This is a genomic window from Symmachiella macrocystis, assembly GCF_007860075.1.
Lineage (GTDB): Bacteria > Planctomycetota > Planctomycetia > Planctomycetales > Planctomycetaceae > Symmachiella > Symmachiella macrocystis.
Map to the genome: position 1 here is coordinate 889508 of NZ_SJPP01000001.1, position 23244 is coordinate 912751.

Below are 23244 nucleotides of genomic sequence, written 5' to 3' on the forward strand. Positions count from 1 at the left end.
TTCACAAGGGGAGCCAGCGAGATGATTAAGAAGGTTTGTGGGTTGTTCACAGCGGTCTGTGTGTCGATGTCAGCAACGGTGGCCATGGCGCAAGACCTGTCCGAATTGGACGGGGACACCACCGCCGAGTATGCGCAACATCTGACCGAACAGTTCAACAAGATTGAAGACCACCAGGTCAAGGTTGAGGTCGATCCGGAAAAGGCGGTCGGATTGAGTGACGAAATGGAAGGCATCATCGTCGTCCCGGCGAAGGATCTCAAAGAAGGGGAACCGAACGAAGCGGTGCACACGGAACAGGGCGCGGGGTTGGCCTATCTGTTCTGCTCGCCCCGTTTCGATCCGATCATCGACGGAAAGAAAATCGATGCCAAGAAACTGCGGACTTTCAAATATATGGATGACAGTGGCATCGAAAAGACTGCCACTTGCATGATTTTGGCAGTGCGGAACGTGGAAGGAGACGACTGGAGGTTATACGCGTATGGCGCCGAAAAGAAACCGGTGATCGATGCGAAATTCGCCGATGCCGCCGAAGCACCCGAGGGCAACCTGACGATCGCGGTTAAAGATGCTAAGGGCAAAAAACAAATGTTGGTCGTGACGCTGTTTGGAAAATATGCAGCGGAGTTCGCCATAGGCCACTAAAAAAACGACAGAATCTCCAGGCCCCGGGTTCGACTGAAGCGTTCAGTGGAAACCGGGGCTTTTTCGTTGGGTGTTGAGTCTGCCCGCCGCCGATCGCAGCGGAGTGGTGGACTATTCGTGTTGGGTCCCTTACGATCAAACGAACCATCCCTCCGATTCCCAGTCTTTACTGCCACCACCGTCTCCTCAGCATGCTCAATTTCAGCGGCGTTTCTAAATCGTATGGCAAAAAACAGGTACTGGCGCCGACGGACCTGCACGTCGAATCGGGCAAGATCACCGTATTGATCGGGCCGAGTGGCTGTGGCAAATCGACGCTGCTGCGATTGATGATCGGCTTGATCGCGCCGGATGCGGGACGGATTGAATTCGAGGGAATCGATCTGGGCCATGCCGACATTGAGTCCCTACGACACAAAATGGGCTACGTGATCCAAGACGGCGGCCTGTTTCCGCATTTAACGGCGGCGCAAAATGTGGGCCTCTTGGCACGGCACTTGAATTGGAAAGAGGAGACCGTTCGCGCACGGATGGCCGAGTTGGCGGAATTGACACATTTTCCCATGGAGGGTTTGGATCGCTATCCGGTACAACTGTCCGGCGGACAGCGACAGCGCGTCAGTTTGATGCGGGCTTTGATGCTCGATCCCGATTTGTTGCTCTTGGACGAACCGTTGGGCGCACTCGACCCGCTGATCCGCACCGACTTGCAAGTCGAACTACGGGAGATCTTTGCCGCCTTAAAAAAAACCGTGGTGCTGGTCACGCACGATATCGGGGAGGCAGGCTTCTTCGGCGATCGCATTATTCTGATGCGCGAAGGAAACATCATCCAATCCGGCACGCTGGACGAACTCGTCAATCAACCAGCCGATCCGTTTGTGACACGATTCATCAACGCACAACGTTCTCCGCTCGCCGCCCTGTCGGGAGGGGATCGATGAAACGGACCATCGCGATCCTGTCACGTGTCAGCTGCATTGATCCAATTCGCCGACGGATTTGCAGATGCGCCCTGATACTCCTCGCTGGATTATTGGTTTTGGCAGCTAACAAAAATCGACTCGTGGCTGAGGAACCGCCGCAAGTGCGAATTGCTTCCAAGGCATTTACCGAGTCTGTCGTGTTGGGCGAAATGCTGCGAGCCTTGGCGGACTCAACTGGCGCGAACGCCGAGCATATCGCCGGACTGGGCGGTACACAACAAGCCTGGACAGCGATGGTTTCCGGTGAGATTGATATCTATCCCGATTACACCGGAACGATCACGCAAGAGATCCTGGCCAAATTGAAACTCAACGACACGACTGAAACCCGCGCCGCATTGGCCGAACAAGGGATCGTGATGAGCCGCCCGTTGGGGTTCAATAACACCTATGTCCTGGGCATGCCTGAAGCATTGGCCCAGGAATTGGACATCCGCACGATTTCGGACTTGGCCGCTCACCCACAACTCAAAATGGGGTTTAGCAGCGAGTTCATAGACCGCGCCGACGGTTGGCCGGGGTTGCGCGCCGCTTACGGACTGCCCCAAAAAGACGTCCGCGGCTTGAATCATGACCTGGCATACCGCGGCATCGAAAGCGGCGCGCTCGAAGTGACCGACATGTATCAGACCGACGCGGAGATCGAACAGTATCAACTCCGCGCGCTCATCGATGATCGGAATTACTTTCCCAACTACGATGCCGTTTTACTGTATCGCAACGACCTAGCTGATAAGGCGCCGGAGGCCTTGGCGGCAATGCTAAAGCTGGAAGACCAGATCTCGGCTGAACAGATGCGGAAACTCAATGCGCAGGTCAAACTACATAATCAGACCGAAGCGCGGGTGGCGGCGGACTTTGTGCGTGATCAGTTGGGCGTCGCAGCCCACCCGGTCACTGACGACTCGGAAAGTTCCTTTCAACGCATCGCGCGCTCGATTTGGAAACATACGCTACAGCATTTGTTTTTAACGGGTATGTCGCTGTTTTCGGCGATCATCGTGGCGATTCCGCTGGGGATTTTTTGCGCCAAACAAAAACTGTTCGGCCAGTTGATTTTGGGAACCGTCGGGATCGTGCAAACCGTACCATCATTGGCGCTGTTTGTGTTTTTGATTCCACTCTTCGGCATCGGTCCCGTACCCGCGATCATTGCACTGTTTCTCTATAGCTTGCTCGGGATAGTGCGCAACACCTATAGCGGTCTGCACGACATTCCCCAACCGCTGCGTGAATCGGCCACGGCGTTGGGATTGCCGGGCATGGCGCAGTTGCGATTGATTGAGTTACCGTTGGCCGCGCGATCGATCCTGGCCGGTATTAAGACTGCGACCGTGATCAACGTGGGAACCGCTACGTTGGGAGGTTTCATCGGCGCGGGCGGTTACGGCGAACCGATTTTCACTGGCATGCGGCGCGGCGATACGTCGATGGTCCTGCAAGGAGCCATCCCCGCCGCCGTCATGGCCTTACTGGCCCAAGGTTTCTTTGAACTGGCCGAACGTCGACTAGTCCCCAAGGGACTGCGGCTCAGTCCGCACGAATGACGCGTCGCACACGCCCTGGCCCCGCAAATTGGGCACACAGCGATGCTTATGCTCGCCAATATTTATAGACGGCGACGACTGCCAAAGGTGGAAAAAGTAGCCACAGGCCGTAGCGGAATTGCCAGGCCATGAGCAGTTCGACGAATACCAGAAACAGCACGACGTATAACAGGCCGCGGGAAAGTCCGCCCCGTTCGGCGACCGTTCCGGATTCGCTTGTGATGTTCTGTTCGAGATCGGTTTGATAATCAAAATCGATGCCGGGCAATAACTCAGCCGCTAACTCATCGCGAGAGAGTGACGTGAGATTGCTTTCGGCGGTATCCACATTGACGGCAAATAACTCGGTGTCTGAAAGGGGCGGACCGAAATTGACTTCGTAGATCCCCGAGGTTTGTGTGTCGGCAAATTGGAATTCGCTGATGGATTCGGACTGTGTGATCCGCGCCGGGGTGGTCCCGCCGCCGGGACGGACGACGGTGATATCGACATCAAACGCCCGCGCCGGCAAGACCCGTTCGATGGGCTGTCCGACGGAAAAGTCGCGTTGCCCGGTCCGCCCGCTACAGGCCAGCTGCGCCATCTCGCGGATCATGGGCAAATAGCTGGGCCACAATGCCCAATTCCCCCAACTATCATCAAGCGAAGTCGCCACGACCAATGCAGGACCGCCATCGATCTTACCGTCAATAATCGCCGGATCCCCGGTGTTGAAGCGCAATGCCACGCGAAACGAACTGCGGGGCGGAAGGGTTAATTGATAATATTCGTACGTCAGCGTATTCCCCAATCCGGCCTGAGGATTGCCTTGAAAATCAGCGACGATCGGATGCGCATAATCGCCCGGATCGAAATAAAACGCTTCGCTACGCTTAGCGGCGTCGCCGCGACGCTTCCCAATTTTCACCGGCAAGATGCCCTTACCATCTCGGTACAATGTCGCGTTGTAGTTCTCGACATCGACTCGATCCCCCAAACTCCAGACCACGCCGCCGCCGCTCTTAAGAAAGGATTCCAACAGATTCGCTTCGGCCGGCGTGACGAGGGCGACGTTGCACATGAAAATGCAATCGTAGTCCTGCAAGTCCTGGCCAACGAGGTCGCCGCTGCCGATGACCCGCGGCGAAAAGGGGCTGGTCGACCCGGTTGACGGTTCGGTGGGTTGCAATGCCAAAGCCAGAAAGTCGGTCGCATTGCCCATCTCGCGCCCCGAGCGACTGCCATTGACGCACAGCACGTTCAGCCGATCACGAACCGGCACCGACAGCCAGCGACGATTATCGACGTCGAGCGCGTCCCCCTGCAGGCGAACTTCCACGCGATGTTCTCCTCCGGCAGAAAACGTATGCGTAAAGATTTCACTAGCAGCCGTTCCGGGCACCAAATTCACGCGGCGTGTGGCTTGCAGTTTGTTATCGACAAGAAATTCCAGCAGCTGACTATCTTGTGGGATCCGCCCGAAGTTTTGCACCGTCGCTTCGAATTGCACAGGACGACCCATCGCCACGTGCGACTGCAATGTCCGCAACGACGTCACCGCCGTATTTTCCTGGCTCTGCTTACCCAGATCAATCAGCACCAGTTGGGCATCCTGTCCAAGCTGTTTCATGGAATTGCGAAACTCGGTCAATTGCGAATTCGAACGCGGTAACCATCCGGCGCTTTGAAAGTCGCTAATAAAATAGACCTCTTTGCGCTCAGGGACTCCGCTTTTCTCTTCCAGCAGTTCTTTGATGCTCTCCAAAATCGGAGCCACGTCTCCCCGTCCGTGGGGTAACTCGAGCACCGATATTTCTTCAACCAAATCCTCTTTGCGAAACGAGGGCGTCGCTACAATCACCTGCGGCGCCGCTTCGGCAATGCGTAATAAATTAAACGCATCCCCCTGCCCCGACTGGTCAATAATTTGACGGGCGACTTCTTGGGCCTGATGAAACCGGCTTTGGTTCTCCTGTTGAAAGCCCATGCTGAATGTTGAATCGATGACCACAATTCGGTGCGTTGGTGCATCGGCGGGAAACGTGAGACCAAGACTCCGGAAGTGCGGCTCTGCCAGTGCAAGCGCCAACAGAATCATAATCAACGCGCGAATCGCCAGCAAAATCAACTGCTCCAGCCGGATCCGACGCGACTTTTTTTGCACCGCCTGAATCAAAAACCGCATCGCCGCCCATTCCGATTCGCGGAACTTACGCTTGTTGAGCAAATGGATGATGATCGGCGCAGCACCAAGCGCCGCTCCCCACAACATCCAAGGACTCAAAAAGAATTCCATGAGCGATTTCTGGTTTTTATTATTCTCTGGTTCCCAAACTCTGTTTGGGAACCCACTTTCCCGAAGCTCTGCTTCGGTGAATTTGGTTATCTACTTGATTTGGTCACAGTCAAATGTACAACGTGCGAATCGGAGCTTCGCTGAAATGCGTTCCCAAACGGAATTTGGGAACGAGTGAAACCTTTTCTAACGCCTACAGCCTAAAGCCTCTTCCCGTCTCTGTGTCCTCCGTGCCTCCGTGGTGAACTTCAAGTTTACGTCTTATGCATATGCTGCGACCGACCCGACAGGTACGCCGACAGGGCCATGTTGAGTGGTTGGTCGGTTCTGAGCAGCATGTAATCCATATGCATGTCGCGGCAGCCTTTGCGGACTTCGCGGAGGAATTGTTCGAACTCCTCTTGGTAGGCGGCGCGCAACACACGGGGTTCGGTTAATTGTTCGGGCAAACCTTCCAGTCCTTTAAACAACGTGGGGTCCTCGAAGGGAAAATCCTGCTCTGCCGGATCGATGGTGTGCAGCACAATCACTTCGTGGCGGCGATAGCGCAGATGTTTTAATCCGTGCATCAACGAGGTGATGTCGTCGAACAGGTCGCTGAGGATTATTACCAACCCCCGTTTATTGATCCGTTCGGCGATCTCATGAAAAATCGGCCCCATCGCCGATTCGCCAGCTGCTGGGTTCTGCTCCATCACGTGGCAGAGTTGTTTGATCTGCGAAGGATGGCTGGAAGCGCGGATGAAATTGTGCAAGGCATTGTCGTAGGTCGCCAAACCGACCGCGTCGCGCTGTTGCAGCACCAAATATGAAATAGCCGCGGCGACGTGCTGGGCATATTCCAACTTGGACATCGCTGCCTGATCGCTGCGATACCGCATCGATTCGCTGGTATCGAGCAGGATGTGGCAAGCGAAGTTGGTCTCTTCTTCGTACTGCTTGAGATAAAAGCGGTCGCTGCGGCCGAAGACCTTCCAATCGACGTGCCGCAAGTCGTCCCCTGGTACGTACTCTCGGTGCTCGGCGAACTCGATTGAGAAGCCGTGATAGGGACTTTTATGCAATCCAGAAACGAACCCCTCGACGATCAGTCGAGCTTTGATTTCCAAGCCCTGCAGCTTAGACAGCGTTCGCGGATCTAAAAATTTCCGATAGTTTTCCGCCACCGGCCAATTGCTCCGGGTCTTGGGGAATCAACTCCGTCAGTCGCCGCACGATTTCGTCGGGCGAAACCCCTTCGGCTTCGGCATTGAAGTTGGTGATAATACGATGCCGCATCACCGGATAGGCGACGGCGGCGACATCTTCGGTACTGACATAGGCGCGGCCATGCAGCATAGCGCGGGCTTTGGCACCCCAGATCAAACATTGACTGGCACGTGGGCCGGCGCCCCAATTGACAAATTCGTCGACAAAATCAGGAACGTTCCCTTTTTGTTTGCGAGTCAAACGCGCGAACTGCATCGCATACCGAATGACGTGATCGGCAACGGGTACTTTGAGCACGATGTCCTGCAGCACAGCGACATCCTCGGCGGAAAGGACTTTTTCCACTTTCGACTGCTCTAGCGCCGTGGTTTGACGGACGATCTGAAACTCTTCCTCTTCGTCGGGATAGTCGACGTAGATGTTGAACATGAATCGATCGAGCTGCGCTTCGGGTAACGGATAGGTCCCTTCCTGCTCGATCGGGTTTTGTGTCGCCAGCACAAAAAACGGTTCCGGCAATGCACGCCGCTTGCCGCCGGTGGTGACTTGATGTTCCTGCATCGCTTCCAAAAGCGCCGCTTGCGTTTTTGGGGGGGTACGGTTGATCTCGTCGGCGAGGATTACATTCGCAAAGATCGGTCCGGGCAAAAATTTGAAATCGCGGTCGCCGGTCGACTTATTTTCCTGAATGACTTCGGTACCGGTGATGTCCGAAGGCATTAAGTCGGGCGTGAACTGAATGCGATTGAACGACAGGCTCAGCGTTTCGGCCAGTGTGTGGATGATCAACGTTTTGGCCAAGCCGGGCACACCAACCAAAAGGCAGTGTCCGCGTGCAAAAATCGCGATCAACAACTGCTCGATGACTTCGTCCTGCCCGACAATGACTTTGCCGAGTTCGTCTTTGACTTTTTGGTAGCCTTCGCGGAGCCGCGCGACCGCTTGATGGTCGGATTCGGGAAATTCCGCGAGGGGTGCTGGGTCGCCGTCCACGGGGGGTGCTCCTTGTGAATCATGGTGTTGCTGCGCGCACGTCCAGCGCAGGACCAATGTATTATAGGCGGCCCGCCCGGGGAAGTCGCCTGCCACGCCCCAGAAATCGTGCAGCAGCATCCCCTCGGGCTAAAAAGTTGGTTATGATGAACCGACCGACAATTTGCGTCATCCCCCCATTTTGGAGAAGAACATGTCCTCAACCGTTGATTCGCCCGCCTCGCGCCGACAATTTATGAAGACGACCGCCGTCGCAGCTGCCGCTACCCTGGTCCCCGGCGTCGCCTCCCCGCTATTCGCCGCCGAGAAAGATCCTTATGCCGGTTTCCGCATGGGAATTCAAAGTTATTCGCTCCGCGGCTTCGACGTGACCAAAGCGCTGGATACGACGGACAAACTGGGACTGCACTACTGGGAAGCGTATCCCAATCACATTCCGGTTAGCACGGTCCCCGCCCAGGTGGCCAAATACAAAAAGATGCTCGACGCTGCCAATGTCAAGTTGATTGCCTTCGGCGTACTGCCGTTTAGCAAAGATGAGACGCAGGCCCGTGCGTTTTTTGATTTTGCCAAAGCCATCGGCGTCGAAACACTCAGCGCCAACCCGGAAAAGAACAAAGCAACATTCGATTTGCTGGACAAGTTGGTTGAAGAATACGCCATCAACATCGCCATCCACAACCACGGTCCCGGTGCAAAATACGACAAGATCGACGACGTGGTGGAGATCGTCAAAGGGCGGAATCCCCGCGTGGGAGCCTGCGTCGACACAGGGCATTTCCTGCGGAGCAATGAAGACCCCGTAGAAGCCATCGATCGCCTGAGCGACCGTCTGTACGGCGTGCATCTGAAGGACGTCAAGGATGCCAAAATCATGACAATCCTCGGCGAAGGAGACTTGGACGTGGTCGGCTGCCTCAAACTGCTCAAAAAGAATGACTACAAGCATTCATTGGCAGTGGAGTACGAAGAAAACCACGAGAACCCAGTCTCGGACATCGAAGTCTGCCTCTCAAACGTCCGCAAAGCCGTTAAGCAGATTGGGTGACGTAGAAACTAGTGGCCGGTGGCCAGTGGCCAGAATGGGGGGCGACCGGACTGGATGGCGTGGACCGAATCTTGGCCTGTGCCATTTGGTTCTCACCGACCAACCCTCAAGCCTGTCACCTCAAGCCTCACGCCTACTTCGACGTACTCTTCATCATCAGATAACCGATGATGCCGATCGTCACTAGGACGTAACCGTATTCTGCTGGTCCCATGGTGCGCCAGCTGTGCATGAGCGTTTTGTAGTAATATTCCGGCCATTCACTCATCGGAATTCTCGCTTCTGTCACGACAGAGAGGGGGGTTGGTCCGCATACCGAAATTCGGTTCTGACAAACCTAGCTCACGAAATCCCATTAGGCAAATTTTGGCCCCGGTCCGTGAGTCGGGTGCCTCTGCTGGCTGCGACAGCAGTGTTTTCCCGGTATTCAACCGGCGATTAGTCGTTGTTCGAGTCCGTTTTATGCGTCGCTTGAACTTCGATGATCTGCTCATTGTGCCGGTTTTGCGAATTTTGCGTCCCGGCCCAAAACTGCGCCGCCCCCTGCCCTGACATCATCACGCTGCCGCGAAACTTGACGGACAACCACTTCTTAATCACGGCCCGCGCGGGGGGAATCAGCAGGCTGAAACCGACCGCATCGGTCAAGATTCCCGGCGTCAGTAACAGCGCCCCAGCAACGAAAATCAACAGCGCATCGACCAGCGTCCCGGCGGGCGCTTCGCCGCTGGAGAGTTGTCGCTGAATCTTTTGCCAAGTCTGCCACCCCTGCAGCCGCGTCAACCAAGCGCCGACTACACCAGTCACCAGCACCAACAGCACCGTAAACTGCCAACTCGTGACGTCGCTGAGCCACAGCAACAACACCAGCTCGGCGAACGGCACGATCGTAAACAACAACATCAAACGAAATAACACGCGGGTTGGTTTCCTTATGGGGGCGGTATAATTAGCCTCAGATTGAACCATAATCACTCCGATTTCGCACTCTGCGCGTCGGAGTCCTGTGCTGGAGATTCGTCGGCGGGCGGTTTTTCTTGGGGCTGTTCTTTTGCCTGATACAGTTGCGGCGGTTTTCTCGCGAGGGGTGCTGAATAGGCGGAGTGTGAACCGACCGGTAATGTAAAGACTTGGTAACTGCCGTTGACTTGGCGGCGGTACATTAACGGATATGTGATGGCGAAATAGTGAGACTCGCCCGACGGCAACGTAAAGGGCGCGCTCCAGTCGCTATAGGGACCTTTCGTTTCATAGACGAGCGGTTGGTCGAAGTTGTTTGTGATCTTCACGCCGGGAGCGCCGAAGGTCGTGACGATTTGCGGCGGAGCCCAGGTGATGTCGTTGACGCGCAGCTTGCTGTAACCGAGATCGAAATCTGCGATGTCCACTCGCGAAGCGGTTCCCCCTTCGGTCAACTCCGCCCAACCAGCCAACAACACTTCGCGAATTCGCGGCAAATCAATCGTGTTGTCTTCCGGCTTCAAGTCGGGAGCGAATCGCGCTTGCAGATTCAATTCCGGTTGCCCCTGCCATTGCAGCGCCAACGCCCGCGTGAGTGACGTCGGTTTTTGTAAGGTGGGAATCACCCGTTGTGATGCGGAGAATTCTAGTTCCGCGTACGGTGTCCATGTCTCGCTGGTCGCATCGGTTTTGATTGCCAGCGAAATCAACAATCGGGGAAGCTGCAAGCGCATTGTCGATTGGGCGACATCCTCTTCGCCACCGGACTTTGCGGGGGCATCGACGATCTGCAGCGGTTCGGTCATGATCAACTCCGACCAAATCTGCACGTCGGGTCCGTAATGCTTTAAGTCGGGAATCACCTCGGACAAAAACTGGCGGTCCGCCAACTTTTTGAAATTTTCAATCGGCGTATCCAGCAAATGAATACGGGCTGCATCGTCATCAATCAGCATTTGTGTCAACGGGCCGAGCATGTTCGGCGCCAGGCCAAATTGAAATTCCTCGGTTTGTGGGACCTGCTCGGCATCGGGCCCCACTGCGGCAATCACACGGGGCCGCGGTGGCGCTTGACGCGCATCAATGGCGGCCGCCGTTGCGCCCAAGACGATCGAGATCCCTTTGTCGTCGGTACTGACCGATTGGGGCCAAACCCGCACGCGCGGCTTGTAGACCGGCAACGGCCACAATCCGGTGACCAGTTTTCCGGCGGGTGAGAGATCAATCTTCTTTTCCAACTCCGCCACCATCGGCGGAATCGCCGTCAGAATTTCGTTTTCGATGCGACTCTTACTACCGTACAACCCGCTGCGCAAACTGCTGGCAATACGGCCTTCATCCATACCTAAGCCGCTCGCGGAAATCCCATTGGGACCGCTCACCGACCAGTTGTCGTTGGGAATGCGGAAGTAGGTGCCGCGCAAGCGAAGTTTCAATTGCTGATTCACAATATAAGGCGTCACGTCAAAGCTGATCCAAATCGGCCGACGATATCCCAGCGCGATACTCATCGGTCCGGCTTGTGCATAACGCCCGCCTCCCAGCGGTCCGGGCGAACCTGAAATCGAGGCTCCGCTGATGTTGATCCGCACGTCGCTCAGCCCGACTTGCACGTTCACCTTGTCTTTGGTGTACGCTTTCACCCGCGCTCGCACGAGCCGGCCTGAATAGTTGATGCCATACAACGTTGTACTGAACGAGACGCCTTGTACCGACGAGCCTTGCCCAATGTTGGCAATGACGCCCCGCGTCACATCCGGGGGCGTCACTTGCGGAATTGTCTCGGCCATCGCCTTGAGCAGGTCGTTCCCCAGGCGCACACTGATTGCGCTTGGGATCTCCAAAGCCGGAACAAACGGTTCCGCATCGCGACTCTTCTGTTCGTCGATTGAGCGATCGCGCGGTTTGGCCAGCAGCGGCGCTGTCGATTTCACAGGGGCCGCGGGATCGAGCATCCAGGTATACAAGCGAGGATCCCGATAAGCGAGTTTCCAGGCATCGTGTTCAGCATCGGGATAAACGGTGAAATACGGATCCGCCCCCAATTTGCGCAGGGCGTCAATGACCTGTTGGTCGTCCGCGATTTTAACGACCGGATCCTTCGCGCCGTGAAAGCACCAGACAGGAATGTCTTGGATCGTTTTAGCAATTGCCGGATCGCCACCGCCGGAGATCGGTACCAAGGCAGCCCAGAAATCGGGCTTCGCCGCTCCCATCAACCACGTTCCATAACCCCCCATCGACCAGCCGGTCACGATTCGCTGTTGCGGATCAACGCGGAAATCCTTTTCGACCGTCTCCAAAATCTTCAACGCCCGCGCCCCATCGGGCGAATCGGGCGACCATGCGGTGAGAATCCGCCCCTTAGTATCCTCGGCTTGCGGAAAAACGGCAATAAAGGGAAAGCTGTCCGCCTGCTCTTTGATTGCCGGTCCCAAACCTTGCTCGACCTGCGCCTGGCCGTCGTTGCCGCGCTGGTCCGCACTATGCAGGAACAAAATCACCGGCCACTGTTTGGCCGCGTCATAATTCTGGGGTACGAAGACCTTATATTTATGATCGCCAGCGTCGTCGGTATAAACCCGATCCAAAAACCCAGTGTCAGCGGCCGTGGCAATCGCGACTGGCGCGACTAATGCCGTAATCATCAAGGCTACAATGCGGATCCGTCGGCGAAGCATGACTGTCTCTCCATAAAAAACTGGTACTCGTTTCATAAACCCGGTTGCGCTTGTCCTCGAAACTTGCAGATCAGTATCCGCAGGACGCGTCAAAGGGTTTTGAAACGACTTGTCAGGAAGATTTCCTCCGTGCTGTGCCGCCATGAAACAGCCGCGGGCGATTGAATCAGAAAGGCTTAAGCCCTCCCACGTTTATTGTTGCCGACGCGGTTATCGAATCAAGTCGGAATGCAAAAATTCGACGCCATCTGCTGCAAGGTTGCCGCGGTGTCGGTTTTGGACACTCGGCCGATTCAAAATACTCCTAATAGACCATCTTAACTCAGTTTTTCGGGTACGAACAACGAACAGGAAAGCGACATCGGAGCGGCGATTGTGAACAACAGACCCGAAAACCAAGCTGCCGTGCAGCACTGGCGGCGATAGTGTTCAAGTGTTACCGTTCACGATACACTGCTAGTCCGCCGACAATGGGAAAACATTCGTTTGACTCGATAAACCTAGCTGATTTCGCAATGCCCGACGTCCCCTTGAAGACCGTCTCCCAGCTGACGCAGGAGATCAAAAACTGCCTGGAAACCGAATTCCCCTTCGTGTGGGTCTCGGGGGAAATCTCGAACCTCTCACGCGCCGCCTCCGGGCATTGTTACCTCACGCTCAAGGACGACTCCGCACAGTTGCGGGCGATCATGTGGCGGGGAACCGCCAATCGCTTGAAATTCGACCTGCACGACGGTTTGGAAGTCGTCGCCGCTGGACGCGTGGAAGTTTACGAAGCCCGCGGCTCGTATCAATTGATCATTGAACAGTGCGAACCGCAGGGGCTGGGCGCTCTGGAACTGGCGTTTCGCCAATTGCATGAAAAACTAGCAGGCGAGGGTCTGTTTGACCCGGAACACAAACAACCGTTGCCGGCAATTCCGCAACGTATCGCGCTGGTGACCAGCCCCACCAGCGCTGCTGTCCGGGATATGCTGCAGGTCCTCACAAGGCGCTGGCCGGCAGCGGAGATTTTGATTCTGCCGGTCCTGGTTCAGGGGCCGGGTGCTGCGGCGGAAATTGCGGCGGCACTGCGGTCCGTGCCGCAGATACCGGGCGTCGATGTCGTGATCACCGGTCGGGGCGGCGGCAGCTTGGAGGATCTCTGGGCGTTCAACGAAGAGATCGTCGCACGGGCGATTTATGATTGCCCGATCCCCGTTGTCAGCGCCGTGGGGCACGAAATCGACGTGACGATCGCCGACCTCGTGGCCGACCGCCGGGCCTTAACCCCCAGCGAAGCGGCCGAATTGGTCGTTCCCGACGTGCGTGACATCCGCGCAGGCATCGCTCAAATGCGCAATCGGCTGATTGGCGGACTGAAACAACAGGCGGTCACTGCACGGGGACAACTCGACGCTCTCGCCTCGCGACGCGTCTTCACACAACCGGCCGAACGGGTTCACGATTTGCAACAACTCCTCGACGAACTCGAGGCCCGCAACCGCCGTGCTGTGCAGCGGATTGTGGAAACCGCAAAGCAACAACTCGCGTCATCATCCGCATCGCTGGATGCCCTCAGCCCGTTAGCCGTCCTGGGCCGTGGATATTCGCTCAGCAAAATCGCAGGCGGCACGGAATTCCTTAAAACGATCGACGATGCACCGGCGGGAGCGACGTTGCAGACGCTACTCGCAGATGGTCGGGTTACCAGTAAAATCGAATCGACAGACGCGGGCCAACCGCAAGACTTTTTGGAGTAAACCCAACATGGCCAAACGCGCCAAAAAAGAAAACGCAGCCCCGAAGTTTGAAGAAGCTCTTGAGCAATTGCAGCAGATCGTTGGCGAACTCGAAGAGAGTTCCGGCGGATTGGAGCATTCGCTCAAACGCTTCGAAGAAGGCATCGATTTGTTGCGAACCTGTTATCAAACCTTGGAGCAAGCGGAGCAAAAAATCGAATTGCTCACCGCTGTCGACGAACAGGGCAACCTCACCACCGCCCCCTTCGATGCCACATCAACCGTGGAACAAAAAACTCGCAAGTCAGCGAAAAAGAAACCAGCCGAAGACGAAGATGGCGGCAGTCTGTTCTAATCTCCGGATACGTCGGCCAAAGAACAACCGCGGGCGGCGCGAAACGTGTTGGTTCGCGCCGCCCTGCAGTTACCGGCATATTCCCTTTGTCCTAGACGTGGGGCTTACGCCGTCATCACTTTAATCTTCTGCGCCGCTTCGGCTTTCACCTTTGGCAACGTCAAACGCAACACGCCATCCTTGAGCGTTGCGTCGATGCCGTCGCGATCGACCTCTTCGGTGAGTTTGAACCGCCGCTGGTAAAGGCCGGCGGAGTGCTCGACGTAGTAGGGGTTGACCCCCTCGTGTGTGCATTCCGTTTTCTTCGCTTCGATCGTCAACACCTGTTTGTGCAAGGTGATGTCGACATCTTCTTCAGCGACGCCGGGCATATCGACGGTCAGAATCAACGCCTCGTTGGTTTCCGAAATATCTACGCGCGGATTCAATACCTCTTCGGTAGTTTTTTCCGTTGTGGTTTGGTCCGTCGTGCAACAACTCTTGGTCAAACCCTCTTGTGTTTGAGTCATGACATCCTCCCTTTCTTCTATCTGTTGCGTCGTATCATCAGACGCGAATGACAATTCCAATGTAGGTCGTGGCGCTTTACGAAGCGCGTTTGACCGTGATCTTCTTGGGCTTGCTCGCTTCCGGTTTGTGCAGGACAACCGTCAATACGCCTTGAGTGTATTCCGCTTCGGTCTGTGCTGCATCGACCTCGAACGGCAATCGCAACGTACGCGAAAATTCGCCCGTGCCCCGTTCACGACGATGGTACTTCTCGTCCTCGCCCAACGTATCGACCGGGCGGTTTCCTTTGATCGTCAGCATGTCACCTTCGACAGTGATGTCAATGTCGTCAGCATTGACTCCAGCAACCTCGGCGGTGACGACCAAACGGTCTTCACCCGACAAGACGTTCATGGCTGGAAAAGCTTGTGCTCCGGTCCGCACCGCGTCGGAAAGTCCGGAAAAAATTCGATTCATATCCACCGGCAAACGATTCAACTCTTGCCACGGATCCCAATGTTTTCGAAATGAAGTGTTCAGCATGATTTCACTTTCCTTTCACTCGTAATGATGAATTCGTCGAACATCTGTCTCCGCACAGGAACTGGCGGGGACTTGTGACTTTCAAATGTCCGATGGCAACCTTGAATGCAACCTCCATGCCGATCTGTTATCGCCGCAACGATTTGCCAGAAAATTCCAGCAGAAGCTTGTCCAACCAAGTCAAACCGAGCAGAACTAATCTCCATATCCCAATATTGAATAGACACTTACAGCGACACTCCGCAGTCCATTCCAATCATACCCCCTCTCAGCAAAATCCCCCAAAACCCATTTATGGCAGTTGAGTAAACCGGCCCGCAGACTGCCATATCGGCAGCCACCACCCAAGGCGACAGGCAGTGCCATTGTGGCAGCCTCAGGCGTGCGGCAGGCATGCCAGTCTGGCGGATAGTCCGTAATCCACTTGTGACTGTTAGGCAAGATTTGCATGCTCAATTTCACTGAGATGCCCGCAGCAACGTCGTAAAACGGCATTCGTTCGCCGCGCGTCCCCAAGGACTCCGATGAATAGAACCCGTAGTGATTGGTGCGGGGCAGGTCCGCTCTCTTAAAAATATGCGATAACGAACGAGGCTGGTTGCGTGACAGGGTTTGCCGGGTCTCAACATTCTGATGAACGGCGGCGGCGGCGTTTGGCAGTCGAGCAGGATGGCGCGCAGTCCGAATCGTTTACGTCGACCAGAGAAGCAAACAAAGAGTTGGACGCGATCGCGCTCGTCGAACTGGCGATCCAGGCCCTCATTCCCCGCTCCATTTGGCCGCACCTCGGCGTCGCCCTGGTTTTGGCGATGTTGGTTTTCGGCAGCCACGCTGCTCTGGATGCCCTGCCGCCAAATGACATTGCCGACATCTCACAACTGCGGCAGGTTGTTGATGAGTCGCAGCGTGTGGTGGCCGGGTTGTGCTTGTTCGTCACCATGCAAATTTGTGTCGTCATCCGACAAGTCCGCGGACGCAGCCGCAATGACTTCGACGGCCGCTATCGCCTCTGGAATTGGGCGGTCGTTGCCAGCGGATTCTTTTGTGCGGCGATATTTCTCAACCTACATCGCGTCGCGGGCGGAATTGTGGCGGCACTGCTGAATCGGCCCGACTTAACAACTTCCCCAATCACCTGGCAGGTCCCCGTGTTGACCATCGGCGGGCTGCTGTTGTTGGAACTGGGACGGGAGATGCGCGAACATCGTCCGACGAGCGTATTACTGTATCTCAGCTGTTTGTGTTATATGGTCCCCCTGCTCTCTTCCTTGAAACCGGTCTCCGGATCCCTGGATATGCTCCCCCCGCTGGTCGCGGGCATGCCGATCGAGATGCTGGCGTTCTCTGCAGCAAACATTTTGCTGTTCACCACGATGTCGTTACATGCCCGGTATGTCGTCCATTTCAATCCGGAGCCACCCACGTCGGTCGTACGTCAATTCCGCTTGCCGCTACCCCGCTTGCGTCGCCCGCGGTTCCGCCGACCACGGTTCTTGCGTTTGCCGAAATTTCTGCACTGGAAGTTACCCACATTTCAGAAACCGACGTTCAAGCTTCCGCAGTTCAAATTCCCGGCACTTAAGTTCCCGGCTTTCAAATTGAAGTTCCCCACCTTCAAGTTGAAATTGCCCAAACGGAAACCGCGTGCAGCGGCCCCTGTCGCACAAGCAGCGACGGAAGCGGTCAAACCGGCTCCGAAGAAAAAAAAGGCAGCGACGCCACGTCGCACGCGGACCGAACCGGCGCACATCGAACCCCCTGCTCCACAATCGGCAACAACAGAAGCCTTCGCGGAACAAATGCCGCCCCGCTCGAAGCGTCGCACCCCACCCAAAAAAGCAAAAACCCGCGCATCGCAAAGGCCGATCGAAGATCAAATCGATGAAGTGACCGCCGATGAGCTCAAAGGGCTGTCAAAAAAACAAAAACGCGAGCTCCGCAAAAAACGCCGCGAAGCACAACGCGCCGCCCAATAAGGCGGCACAGCCGCTAGGTTCGAGCTTCCGGCGGCACAGCCGCTTTGTGCGAGCTTCCGCTCGGTGGTTGGTGGGGCGCTTCCGTTGGGCGCTTTGCTTTGTGAATGGGGGTAGCGCTGCGGCTCGGTGGGTGCTTTGCCGTTCCGGGATACTGTTTTTTGCTCCGTTGCCCCTATTGCTGCTTGGGTTGTGACGACTTGCTGACTGGTGTGATTGGCAAATCTGCTCGTGTCGAGTACCTTATGGTGAGCGCCTCTTGAAGTTGGCGAAACCAGGAGTCAATCGGCATGGACCGGGACGTGTGGTCATCCACGGCCCCCGGCAAGGCGAGTTATCTATGAGTAAAACGGATCAGTCGGGATCGGCCGCCACTGCGGTCGTGGCGTTCGGACGTAGCATGGGCGAAGTCGCGGACCTCTCCGACCAAGCATTTTTGCAGTCCATCCAGTGGCGAAAATCAGCCGATGCGGATCTGGCCCGCGCCGCTCGAAAGGGCGACGTCACGGCGTTTACTGCGCGATTGCTGCAATGCTTCCCTGCAGGGAGTCCTCCCACCAAATTCTCCAAAAAACGTCCCGCCATTCAAAGCGGTTTGGCGGCAGCGGAGTATTTACCGACGCCCCCTGCCAAGCCGTTGCGAGAGTTGTTGCACACATCCAACGGTCACTCCACACAGAAGAACGGGAAGTCGACAGCTGCGGATGCTGCCAGCTTGGCAGAGGTTCTCGATAGCGTGGCGCAGAAAAATTTCAAAACCTCGCCCGCTGACCTGCACGCGTTGACGGAGTTGATCGCTTGCGACGGCGCTTCGCTGGAACAGGCGACTCTGTTTTCATTGTGGCGGACGACGTTGTCTGCTGCTTGTGAATTCACAAAGGTTTCCACAACCACCGACGAAGGGGATCCGGCGCAAACAGCTGATGAACAGTTGTTGCAGGCGGGTGAGTTGCCTTGGCGGGTGGGATTGCTGTTCGCTGACGTGAAAGGCTCAACCAAGATTCGCCGGCGCGGCCGCAAGGTGATTCGACGGGAACTGGAAGACCGCACCGATGGCGACGGCACGCCGCACGCTACGTTGTTGCCTCGCTTGGGATATTGGTTAGCAGCACTGGTTCGCAGCGGACAATGGGCCAACCGTTTTCAGGCGACGTTGTGGGACGACGATTTGTCGATGCTGTTTAATGACCTATTGGAACAAGCCATCCGCCTGTTTCGTCCCTCCGATTCCTGGGCGATGAGCAACGGGTTCTCGGCGTCGCCGCGTTCCTTGTTTCGGGCTGCGTCGCAATTGGCGGGAAGCGAATTCAAAATTGCCGATTTGGCCTTCGCATGGGATAAGGCTCAGACGAACACGCGGAAGCGAAAAGCCAAATCCAAAAAATCAGCATCAGTTACGACCAAACCGCGATTGAAGAAACTGGCGCCTTCGTTGCAGTCGGACTGGGCCAATTTGGCTTGTCTGCGCAGTGATTGGGATACGGAATGCGATAGCGTGGTGATCGACCACAATGGGCAGTTTCCACAAATCGACATGACTGTCTTAGGCCGCGCCCTGATCAACGGAAACTGGGATTTGCAGATTAAAGTTGATGGCAAACCGATTCCAGTCAAACGACAATGGACGGCAATCTGTTGGAGCACCGACGAGGATGGCGATTATTTAGAGCTGCAACAGACGTTCGAAGCAGGCGGTCGTGTGGAGCGACAAATTTGGTTATCGCGCTCAACGCATTCCGCTATGTTCGCCGACTCCTTAACGGGATTTTCCGGCAAACAGATCGAATACACATCCCGCCTGCCGTTGAGCGACGCTTTGGATACGCAATCCGACTCTGGCGATCGCGAAACGCGGCTGAAGGACGGTCCGATCTTGACGCGTGTCTTTCCGCTCTTTTTGCCACAGGATCGCGTACACGGCACGCCGGGCGGGTGTGGCATTTTTGGTGGCGATTTAGTGCTCAAGCACGTTGCAACCGGACAGGGTTTGTATGCCCCGGTCGTCTTGGATTGGCATCCCGACCGCCGCCGCAAGCCGGTGCAGTGGCGCAAATTGACGGTGACCGAGGATGGTCGTATTTTGCCGGGCGACGTTTCCGCCGGGTACCGCGTGAGGCTCGGCGAGCAACATTTGCTGGCCTATCGCAAACTTCAAAAATCGGATCTCCCGCAAACAGTGCTCGGCTTTCAGACGTTTGATGAAACGGTGTTGGGACAGTTTGACAAAAATGGCGATGTGACTCCCTTGCTGCTCGTCGAGTAGACGATGCAAAGCGGGTTGGAATTTTTTCTTTAAGAAATCTACAGAACGTGGACGGTTGGGCGGCGCAATGAACGAAGATACGTACAACAAAATGAATCAACTCCACGAATCGGGGGGCGCGGTCGCCACCGTGGATCAACTCATTCAAACGCTCCGCGACGACAAGAATTACGACCGACTGTTTGACGCGCTGCTGTTGAAAAAGCGGCTCGAGATGGGTGTGCCGGTTGTGCGTCCCACATCGTTTGACAACTTGCCCGAAGACCGCCGCGCGGAATTCGAAGAGCATTACGTCAATGCTGCCCGCGAAATCGGGGCACTGCACTTGGAAGCAGGTTCGATTCCCCGTGCATGGATTTACCTGCGGACAATTCGCGAACCCGAACCCATCGTCGCCGCCATCAACGCGCTGGATGTTACGCAGGACGTCGACGAAGAACTTGTCGACATCGCGCTCTACCAAGGGGTCGCGCCGGCCAAGGGTTTGGAAATGCTGCTTTGCAGCCACGGGACGTGCAATTCCATTACGGTGCTCGACCAACAGTTCATGCAGTTAGAACCGCGTGTACGTCAGGAATGTGCGGCGCTGTTAGCACAGACGATTTATCGAGATTTGACGGCGACGATCAAATACGAAGTCGAACGCAAACAAGGCTCCGCCCCCACTGAGGAAACGCTCCGCGAATTGATCACCGGACGAGAGTGGTTGTTCGCCGAAGACAACTATCACATTGACGTTTCGCATTTGCATGCGGTCATCCGCTTTTGCCGCAGCCTGGATGCCGACCGTGACGAAGTCCGGCTCGCCACGGAGTTGACCGAATACGGCGCACAATTGTCGCCGCAATATCGCTACGCAGGAGATCCGCCGTTTGAAGATTATTACACGGCGCATCACAACTTCTTCAATGCGTTGACCGACACCGATCGTGATGCAGCACTGGATTTCTTTCGCGATCAACTCGCGGGAGATGCCCCCGATTCGGACAAACAGTTGACCGCTTATCATCTCGTGGATCTGCTGAGACGCATCGACCGCACCGAGGATGCATTGGACATCGCTGCGAAATACTTGTTGAGCGTCGAGGATCAACTCGAATTCTCGTTTGCCGAACTGTGCGCCGAAACAGGCCGATACGACAAATTGATGGAAGTCAGCCGCGCACAACACGATCCCGTCGGATATGCCGCCGCACTCGTGGAACAAGCCAGAACTCCCTGAAACCGCACCCGCCCCAAGGTCGAACCTTCCCTGGTTCCCAAACTCCAGTATGGGAACCCAATTTCTCGAAGCTCCGCTTCGAGTGAGTCAAGCGACGTCCCTTCGCCAATTGCCTCAATCAGCGAAGTAAAACCTCTCGAAAGTGCGTTCCTCAGCCGGAGCTGGGGAATGAGTGAAATCCACCTTCTAGTCCCACCGTAGTTCGATGTCATTTGTCCAACGCAACCGTGCGGCCTGGGATCGCCTCGTGCGAGACGGTAGTCAATTCGCCAAGGTCGCCACCGACGAGCAATGCCGCGATCCGCTGCAGGCTTTGGATGGGCGGGGTTGGTTGCCGGACAGCGTCCGGGGCTTGGATGTGCTTTGTTTGGCCGCTGGCGGTGGATGGCAATCGATTCTCTACGCTGCCGCTGGAGCCAACGTTACGGTCGTCGACCTCAGTCCAGAGATGCTCAAAAAAGACGAACAGGAAGCGAACCGCCGCAATTACAAAGTTCGCGTTGTCGAAGCTTCGATGGACAATCTGCAGATGTTTGCCGACGAAAGTTTCGACATCGTCCATCAACCGGTCAGCACCTGTTACGTCTCCGATGTGTCTGCTGTCTATCGCGAAATTGCCCGTGTGCTACGCGACGACGGCCTGTACATTAGTCAACACAAACAACCGACCAGCCTGCAAATCACTGAGCGCGACGAACGGCACCGCTATGTGTTGGGGCTGCGGTATTATCAGGATGGTTCGTTGCCGCTGGTGGAAGACGAATCGTATCGCGAAAGTGGCACGGTGGAATTTCTACACCGCTGGGAGGAATTGGTCGGCGGACTCTGCCGTTCTGGGTTTGTGATCGAGGATTTGACCGAGCCTTATCGGGGTGACCCGCAGGCCCCACTGGGCAGCTGGCGGCATCGGGGATTGTTCGTCGCCCCCTATTTGCGGATGAAATCGCGTCGAATTCCACGTGTCACCGGGGAAAATTCGCGGAAACCATTGTGGACACCCCCCTAACCTGACTACTGAAGACGATTTGTGGCGACTGAGGCAAATTGCCGCTGCTCTTGTCAATCGGTGCGGCGTGCGTTAATTTTTGGGCATGAATATAGACGCAAAACTGTCAAACGACGACGACGACGATTGGGGCGCCTTAGCCGAGAACCTGCTAGGACTGCCGCCCGAGCCGAAACCCGATGCGCCGCAAGAGGTTGAGTCTCCTAGCGTCGATTCTACGGAGTCGCTGGAAGCGGTCGACGCTGAGGATGACGTCGAAGAGCCCCCCGAGATGGTGGAGGCTGCCGACGAAACGCCGGACGATGACTTCGGGATTATTGCCGAAGACGATTCGGACGAAGAAGACGACGCTGACGACGACCTCGAAGAGGCCGATGTGGAAGATGAAGTCGACGATCCGTTCTGGAATGCATTAGCGGACTGGGACTGGGAAAGCGATGAGAAATCAACGTCACCCGCCAAATCAGAATCCAAAAGCAAGCCCCGTCGCTCGGAACGTAAACCGAAACCGAAGACCGAAGCCGAGCGCACCAAAGTGCTTACCGAGTTGGTGCCGGACGAAAAGCCGAGCAACGTCTCCGACGATTCGGATTTTGCCGCTGATCTGTTTGACGAGCCTGCGGACAAGTCTAAAGACGAGAAGCCAGCCGCGGTTGAATCCGTGAAAGAGGCCACGGACGAAGAAACTCCAGAACCAGCCGAGGAAGAACGTCGCCCGCGCCGCCGACGCCGTCGTCGACGACGGTCGGTAGAGGAACAGGCTGCGGAAACCGCCCAAGCTGAAGAATCGGTAAACGAGGAGACGGAGACAGCCGACGAAGAAGAACCATCCGTCGCCGACGAGACTGCGGCTGCCGCCGATACGGAGTCGGAAGAGTCTGACGTAGAACCCGCCCCCAAAAAACGCCGACGCCGCAAACGGGGCGGACGGCGACGTGGCAAATCTTCGGTCGAAGCCAGCGACGAGACCAAGAAGGTTGTCGCTAAGGACGATGCCGTCGAAGACGATGACATCGAGGTCAATGACGCCGACCTGGACGACGACGATGATGAGGACGACGACGAAACTTCGTACGGAAAACCACCGAAAAAGTCGGACGAGAAGAAGTATCAAGACGTTCCGACCTGGGAAGATGCGATCTCCTTCGTGCTCAATCCGGTGAAGAAAACAACCGCAGCGGATGCACCGACAGCAGCGCCGACCAAAACGAAAGCGCAGAAGAAAACATCGTCATCGAGTGACAGTTCCTCAAGTTCGACGACGACCAAAAAACCGTCATCGAAGCGGTCCGGCGGTGGACGGAAGCGGCGGTCATAATCCGCCG

Annotated in this window: 20 protein-coding genes; 11 read left to right on the plus strand and 9 right to left on the minus strand. The window is 56.0% G+C overall.

Features of this window, described 5'->3' with window-relative positions:
• Window positions 1–21 precede the first annotated feature (21 nt).
• From CA54_RS03465 to CA54_RS03475, 3 genes are all read left to right on the plus strand, one after another.
• Window positions 22–648, plus strand: a complete 627-nt coding sequence (locus CA54_RS03465) for a hypothetical protein (protein ID WP_146369467.1) — start codon at window positions 22–24, stop codon at window positions 646–648.
• Window positions 649–839: 191 nt separating this feature from the next.
• Window positions 840–1592 carry an ATP-binding cassette domain-containing protein gene (locus CA54_RS03470; protein WP_146369468.1) on the plus strand — a complete coding sequence of 251 codons (753 nt, stop codon included), beginning with the start codon at window positions 840–842 and terminating at the stop codon, window positions 1590–1592.
• Between the two features lie 44 nt (window positions 1593–1636).
• The gene (locus tag CA54_RS03475) at window positions 1637–3181 is read left to right on the plus strand and encodes an ABC transporter permease/substrate-binding protein (RefSeq protein WP_390816719.1); all 1545 of its coding nucleotides are present in this window, start codon (window positions 1637–1639) and stop codon (window positions 3179–3181) included.
• 46 nt (window positions 3182–3227) lie between these two features.
• Here the strand turns inward: CA54_RS03475 and CA54_RS03480 are convergent, their stop codons facing one another.
• The 3 genes from CA54_RS03480 to CA54_RS03490 form a co-directional block, all read right to left on the minus strand.
• The gene (locus CA54_RS03480; RefSeq protein WP_146369470.1) at window positions 3228–5456 is read right to left on the minus strand and encodes a BatA domain-containing protein; all 2229 of its coding nucleotides are present in this window, start codon (window positions 5454–5456) and stop codon (window positions 3228–3230) included.
• Between the two features lie 254 nt (window positions 5457–5710).
• Window positions 5711–6622: a DUF58 domain-containing protein gene (locus CA54_RS03485; RefSeq protein ID WP_146369471.1), complete on the minus strand. Its 912-nt coding sequence runs from the start codon at window positions 6620–6622 to the stop codon at window positions 5711–5713.
• On the minus strand, window positions 6576–7658 hold the full coding sequence (locus CA54_RS03490; protein ID WP_231962947.1) for an AAA family ATPase: 1083 nt from the start codon (window positions 7656–7658) through the stop codon (window positions 6576–6578). Before CA54_RS03490 ends, CA54_RS03485 begins: the two co-directional genes overlap by 47 nt.
• A 193-nt stretch (window positions 7659–7851) precedes the next feature.
• Between CA54_RS03490 and CA54_RS03495 the strand changes: the two genes are divergently transcribed.
• Window positions 7852–8706: a sugar phosphate isomerase/epimerase family protein gene (locus tag CA54_RS03495; RefSeq protein ID WP_146372259.1), complete on the plus strand. Its 855-nt coding sequence runs from the start codon at window positions 7852–7854 to the stop codon at window positions 8704–8706.
• Window positions 8707–8839: 133 nt separating this feature from the next.
• Here the strand turns inward: CA54_RS03495 and CA54_RS29965 are convergent, their stop codons facing one another.
• The 3 genes from CA54_RS29965 to CA54_RS03505 all read right to left on the minus strand — a co-directional run bounded on the left by CA54_RS29965 (window position 8840) and on the right by CA54_RS03505 (window position 12347).
• Complete coding sequence (locus tag CA54_RS29965) at window positions 8840–8974, minus strand: hypothetical protein (protein ID WP_261342855.1); 135 nt, start codon at window positions 8972–8974, stop codon at window positions 8840–8842.
• A gap of 170 nt (window positions 8975–9144) precedes the next feature.
• Window positions 9145–9624 (minus strand): FxsA family protein, encoded by a 480-nt coding sequence (locus CA54_RS03500; protein WP_197532178.1) that lies wholly within the window; start codon window positions 9622–9624, stop codon window positions 9145–9147.
• A gap of 53 nt (window positions 9625–9677) precedes the next feature.
• On the minus strand, window positions 9678–12347 hold the full coding sequence (locus CA54_RS03505; protein ID WP_197532179.1) for a carboxylesterase family protein: 2670 nt from the start codon (window positions 12345–12347) through the stop codon (window positions 9678–9680).
• A 515-nt stretch (window positions 12348–12862) separates the two neighbouring features.
• Between CA54_RS03505 and xseA the strand changes: the two genes are divergently transcribed.
• Window positions 12863–14089 carry an exodeoxyribonuclease VII large subunit gene (gene xseA / locus CA54_RS03510; RefSeq protein WP_146369475.1) on the plus strand — a complete coding sequence of 409 codons (1227 nt, stop codon included), beginning with the start codon at window positions 12863–12865 and terminating at the stop codon, window positions 14087–14089.
• 7 nt (window positions 14090–14096) lie between these two features.
• Window positions 14097–14423 carry an exodeoxyribonuclease VII small subunit gene (locus CA54_RS03515; RefSeq protein WP_146369476.1) on the plus strand — a complete coding sequence of 109 codons (327 nt, stop codon included), beginning with the start codon at window positions 14097–14099 and terminating at the stop codon, window positions 14421–14423.
• Window positions 14424–14527: 104 nt separating this feature from the next.
• Here the strand turns inward: CA54_RS03515 and CA54_RS03520 are convergent, their stop codons facing one another.
• The 3 genes from CA54_RS03520 to CA54_RS03530 form a co-directional block, all read right to left on the minus strand.
• On the minus strand, window positions 14528–14932 hold the full coding sequence (locus tag CA54_RS03520; RefSeq protein ID WP_146369477.1) for an Hsp20/alpha crystallin family protein: 405 nt from the start codon (window positions 14930–14932) through the stop codon (window positions 14528–14530).
• A gap of 76 nt (window positions 14933–15008) precedes the next feature.
• Complete coding sequence (locus tag CA54_RS03525) at window positions 15009–15455, minus strand: Hsp20/alpha crystallin family protein (protein WP_146369478.1); 447 nt, start codon at window positions 15453–15455, stop codon at window positions 15009–15011.
• Between the two features lie 195 nt (window positions 15456–15650).
• A complete protein-coding gene (locus tag CA54_RS03530; protein ID WP_146369479.1) occupies window positions 15651–15905 on the minus strand; it encodes a hypothetical protein in 255 nt (84 codons plus the stop codon).
• A 152-nt stretch (window positions 15906–16057) separates the two neighbouring features.
• Between CA54_RS03530 and CA54_RS03535 the strand changes: the two genes are divergently transcribed.
• The 5 genes from CA54_RS03535 to CA54_RS03555 all read left to right on the plus strand — a co-directional run bounded on the left by CA54_RS03535 (window position 16058) and on the right by CA54_RS03555 (window position 23237).
• Window positions 16058–17431: a hypothetical protein gene (locus CA54_RS03535; RefSeq protein ID WP_146369480.1), complete on the plus strand. Its 1374-nt coding sequence runs from the start codon at window positions 16058–16060 to the stop codon at window positions 17429–17431.
• A gap of 337 nt (window positions 17432–17768) precedes the next feature.
• Complete coding sequence (locus tag CA54_RS03540; RefSeq protein ID WP_146369481.1) at window positions 17769–19691, plus strand: hypothetical protein; 1923 nt, start codon at window positions 17769–17771, stop codon at window positions 19689–19691.
• Window positions 19692–19758: 67 nt separating this feature from the next.
• Window positions 19759–20913, plus strand: a complete 1155-nt coding sequence (locus tag CA54_RS03545) for a hypothetical protein (RefSeq protein ID WP_146369482.1) — start codon at window positions 19759–19761, stop codon at window positions 20911–20913.
• Window positions 20914–21118: 205 nt separating this feature from the next.
• A complete protein-coding gene (locus tag CA54_RS03550) occupies window positions 21119–21919 on the plus strand; it encodes a class I SAM-dependent methyltransferase (RefSeq protein ID WP_146369483.1) in 801 nt (266 codons plus the stop codon).
• An 85-nt stretch (window positions 21920–22004) separates the two neighbouring features.
• Entirely contained in the window at window positions 22005–23237 is a 1233-nt protein-coding gene (locus tag CA54_RS03555) for a hypothetical protein (protein WP_146369484.1), read from the plus strand.
• The last annotated feature ends 7 nt before the right edge of the window (window positions 23238–23244 follow it).

Bases quoted from the DNA above. Each gene is read 5' to 3' on its own strand.
- CA54_RS03465 (WP_146369467.1), top strand. From the start codon at position 22: ATGATTAAGAAGGTTTGTGGGTTGTTCACAGCGGTCTGTGTGTCGATG.
- CA54_RS03470 (WP_146369468.1), top strand. From the start codon at position 840: ATGCTCAATTTCAGCGGCGTTTCTAAATCGTATGGCAAAAAACAGGTA.
- CA54_RS03480 (WP_146369470.1), bottom strand. From the start codon at position 5,456: ATGGAATTCTTTTTGAGTCCTTGGATGTTGTGGGGAGCGGCGCTTGGT.
- CA54_RS03495 (WP_146372259.1), top strand. From the start codon at position 7,852: ATGTCCTCAACCGTTGATTCGCCCGCCTCGCGCCGACAATTTATGAAG.
- CA54_RS29965 (WP_261342855.1), bottom strand. From the start codon at position 8,974: ATGAGTGAATGGCCGGAATATTACTACAAAACGCTCATGCACAGCTGG.
- CA54_RS03505 (WP_197532179.1), bottom strand. From the start codon at position 12,347: ATGCTTCGCCGACGGATCCGCATTGTAGCCTTGATGATTACGGCATTA.
- xseA (WP_146369475.1), top strand. From the start codon at position 12,863: ATGCCCGACGTCCCCTTGAAGACCGTCTCCCAGCTGACGCAGGAGATC.
- CA54_RS03515 (WP_146369476.1), top strand. From the start codon at position 14,097: ATGGCCAAACGCGCCAAAAAAGAAAACGCAGCCCCGAAGTTTGAAGAA.
- CA54_RS03520 (WP_146369477.1), bottom strand. From the start codon at position 14,932: ATGACTCAAACACAAGAGGGTTTGACCAAGAGTTGTTGCACGACGGAC.
- CA54_RS03525 (WP_146369478.1), bottom strand. From the start codon at position 15,455: ATGCTGAACACTTCATTTCGAAAACATTGGGATCCGTGGCAAGAGTTG.
- CA54_RS03530 (WP_146369479.1), bottom strand. From the start codon at position 15,905: ATGCAAATCTTGCCTAACAGTCACAAGTGGATTACGGACTATCCGCCA.
- CA54_RS03540 (WP_146369481.1), top strand. From the start codon at position 17,769: ATGAGTAAAACGGATCAGTCGGGATCGGCCGCCACTGCGGTCGTGGCG.
- CA54_RS03545 (WP_146369482.1), top strand. From the start codon at position 19,759: ATGAACGAAGATACGTACAACAAAATGAATCAACTCCACGAATCGGGG.
- CA54_RS03550 (WP_146369483.1), top strand. From the start codon at position 21,119: ATGTCATTTGTCCAACGCAACCGTGCGGCCTGGGATCGCCTCGTGCGA.
- CA54_RS03555 (WP_146369484.1), top strand. From the start codon at position 22,005: ATGAATATAGACGCAAAACTGTCAAACGACGACGACGACGATTGGGGC.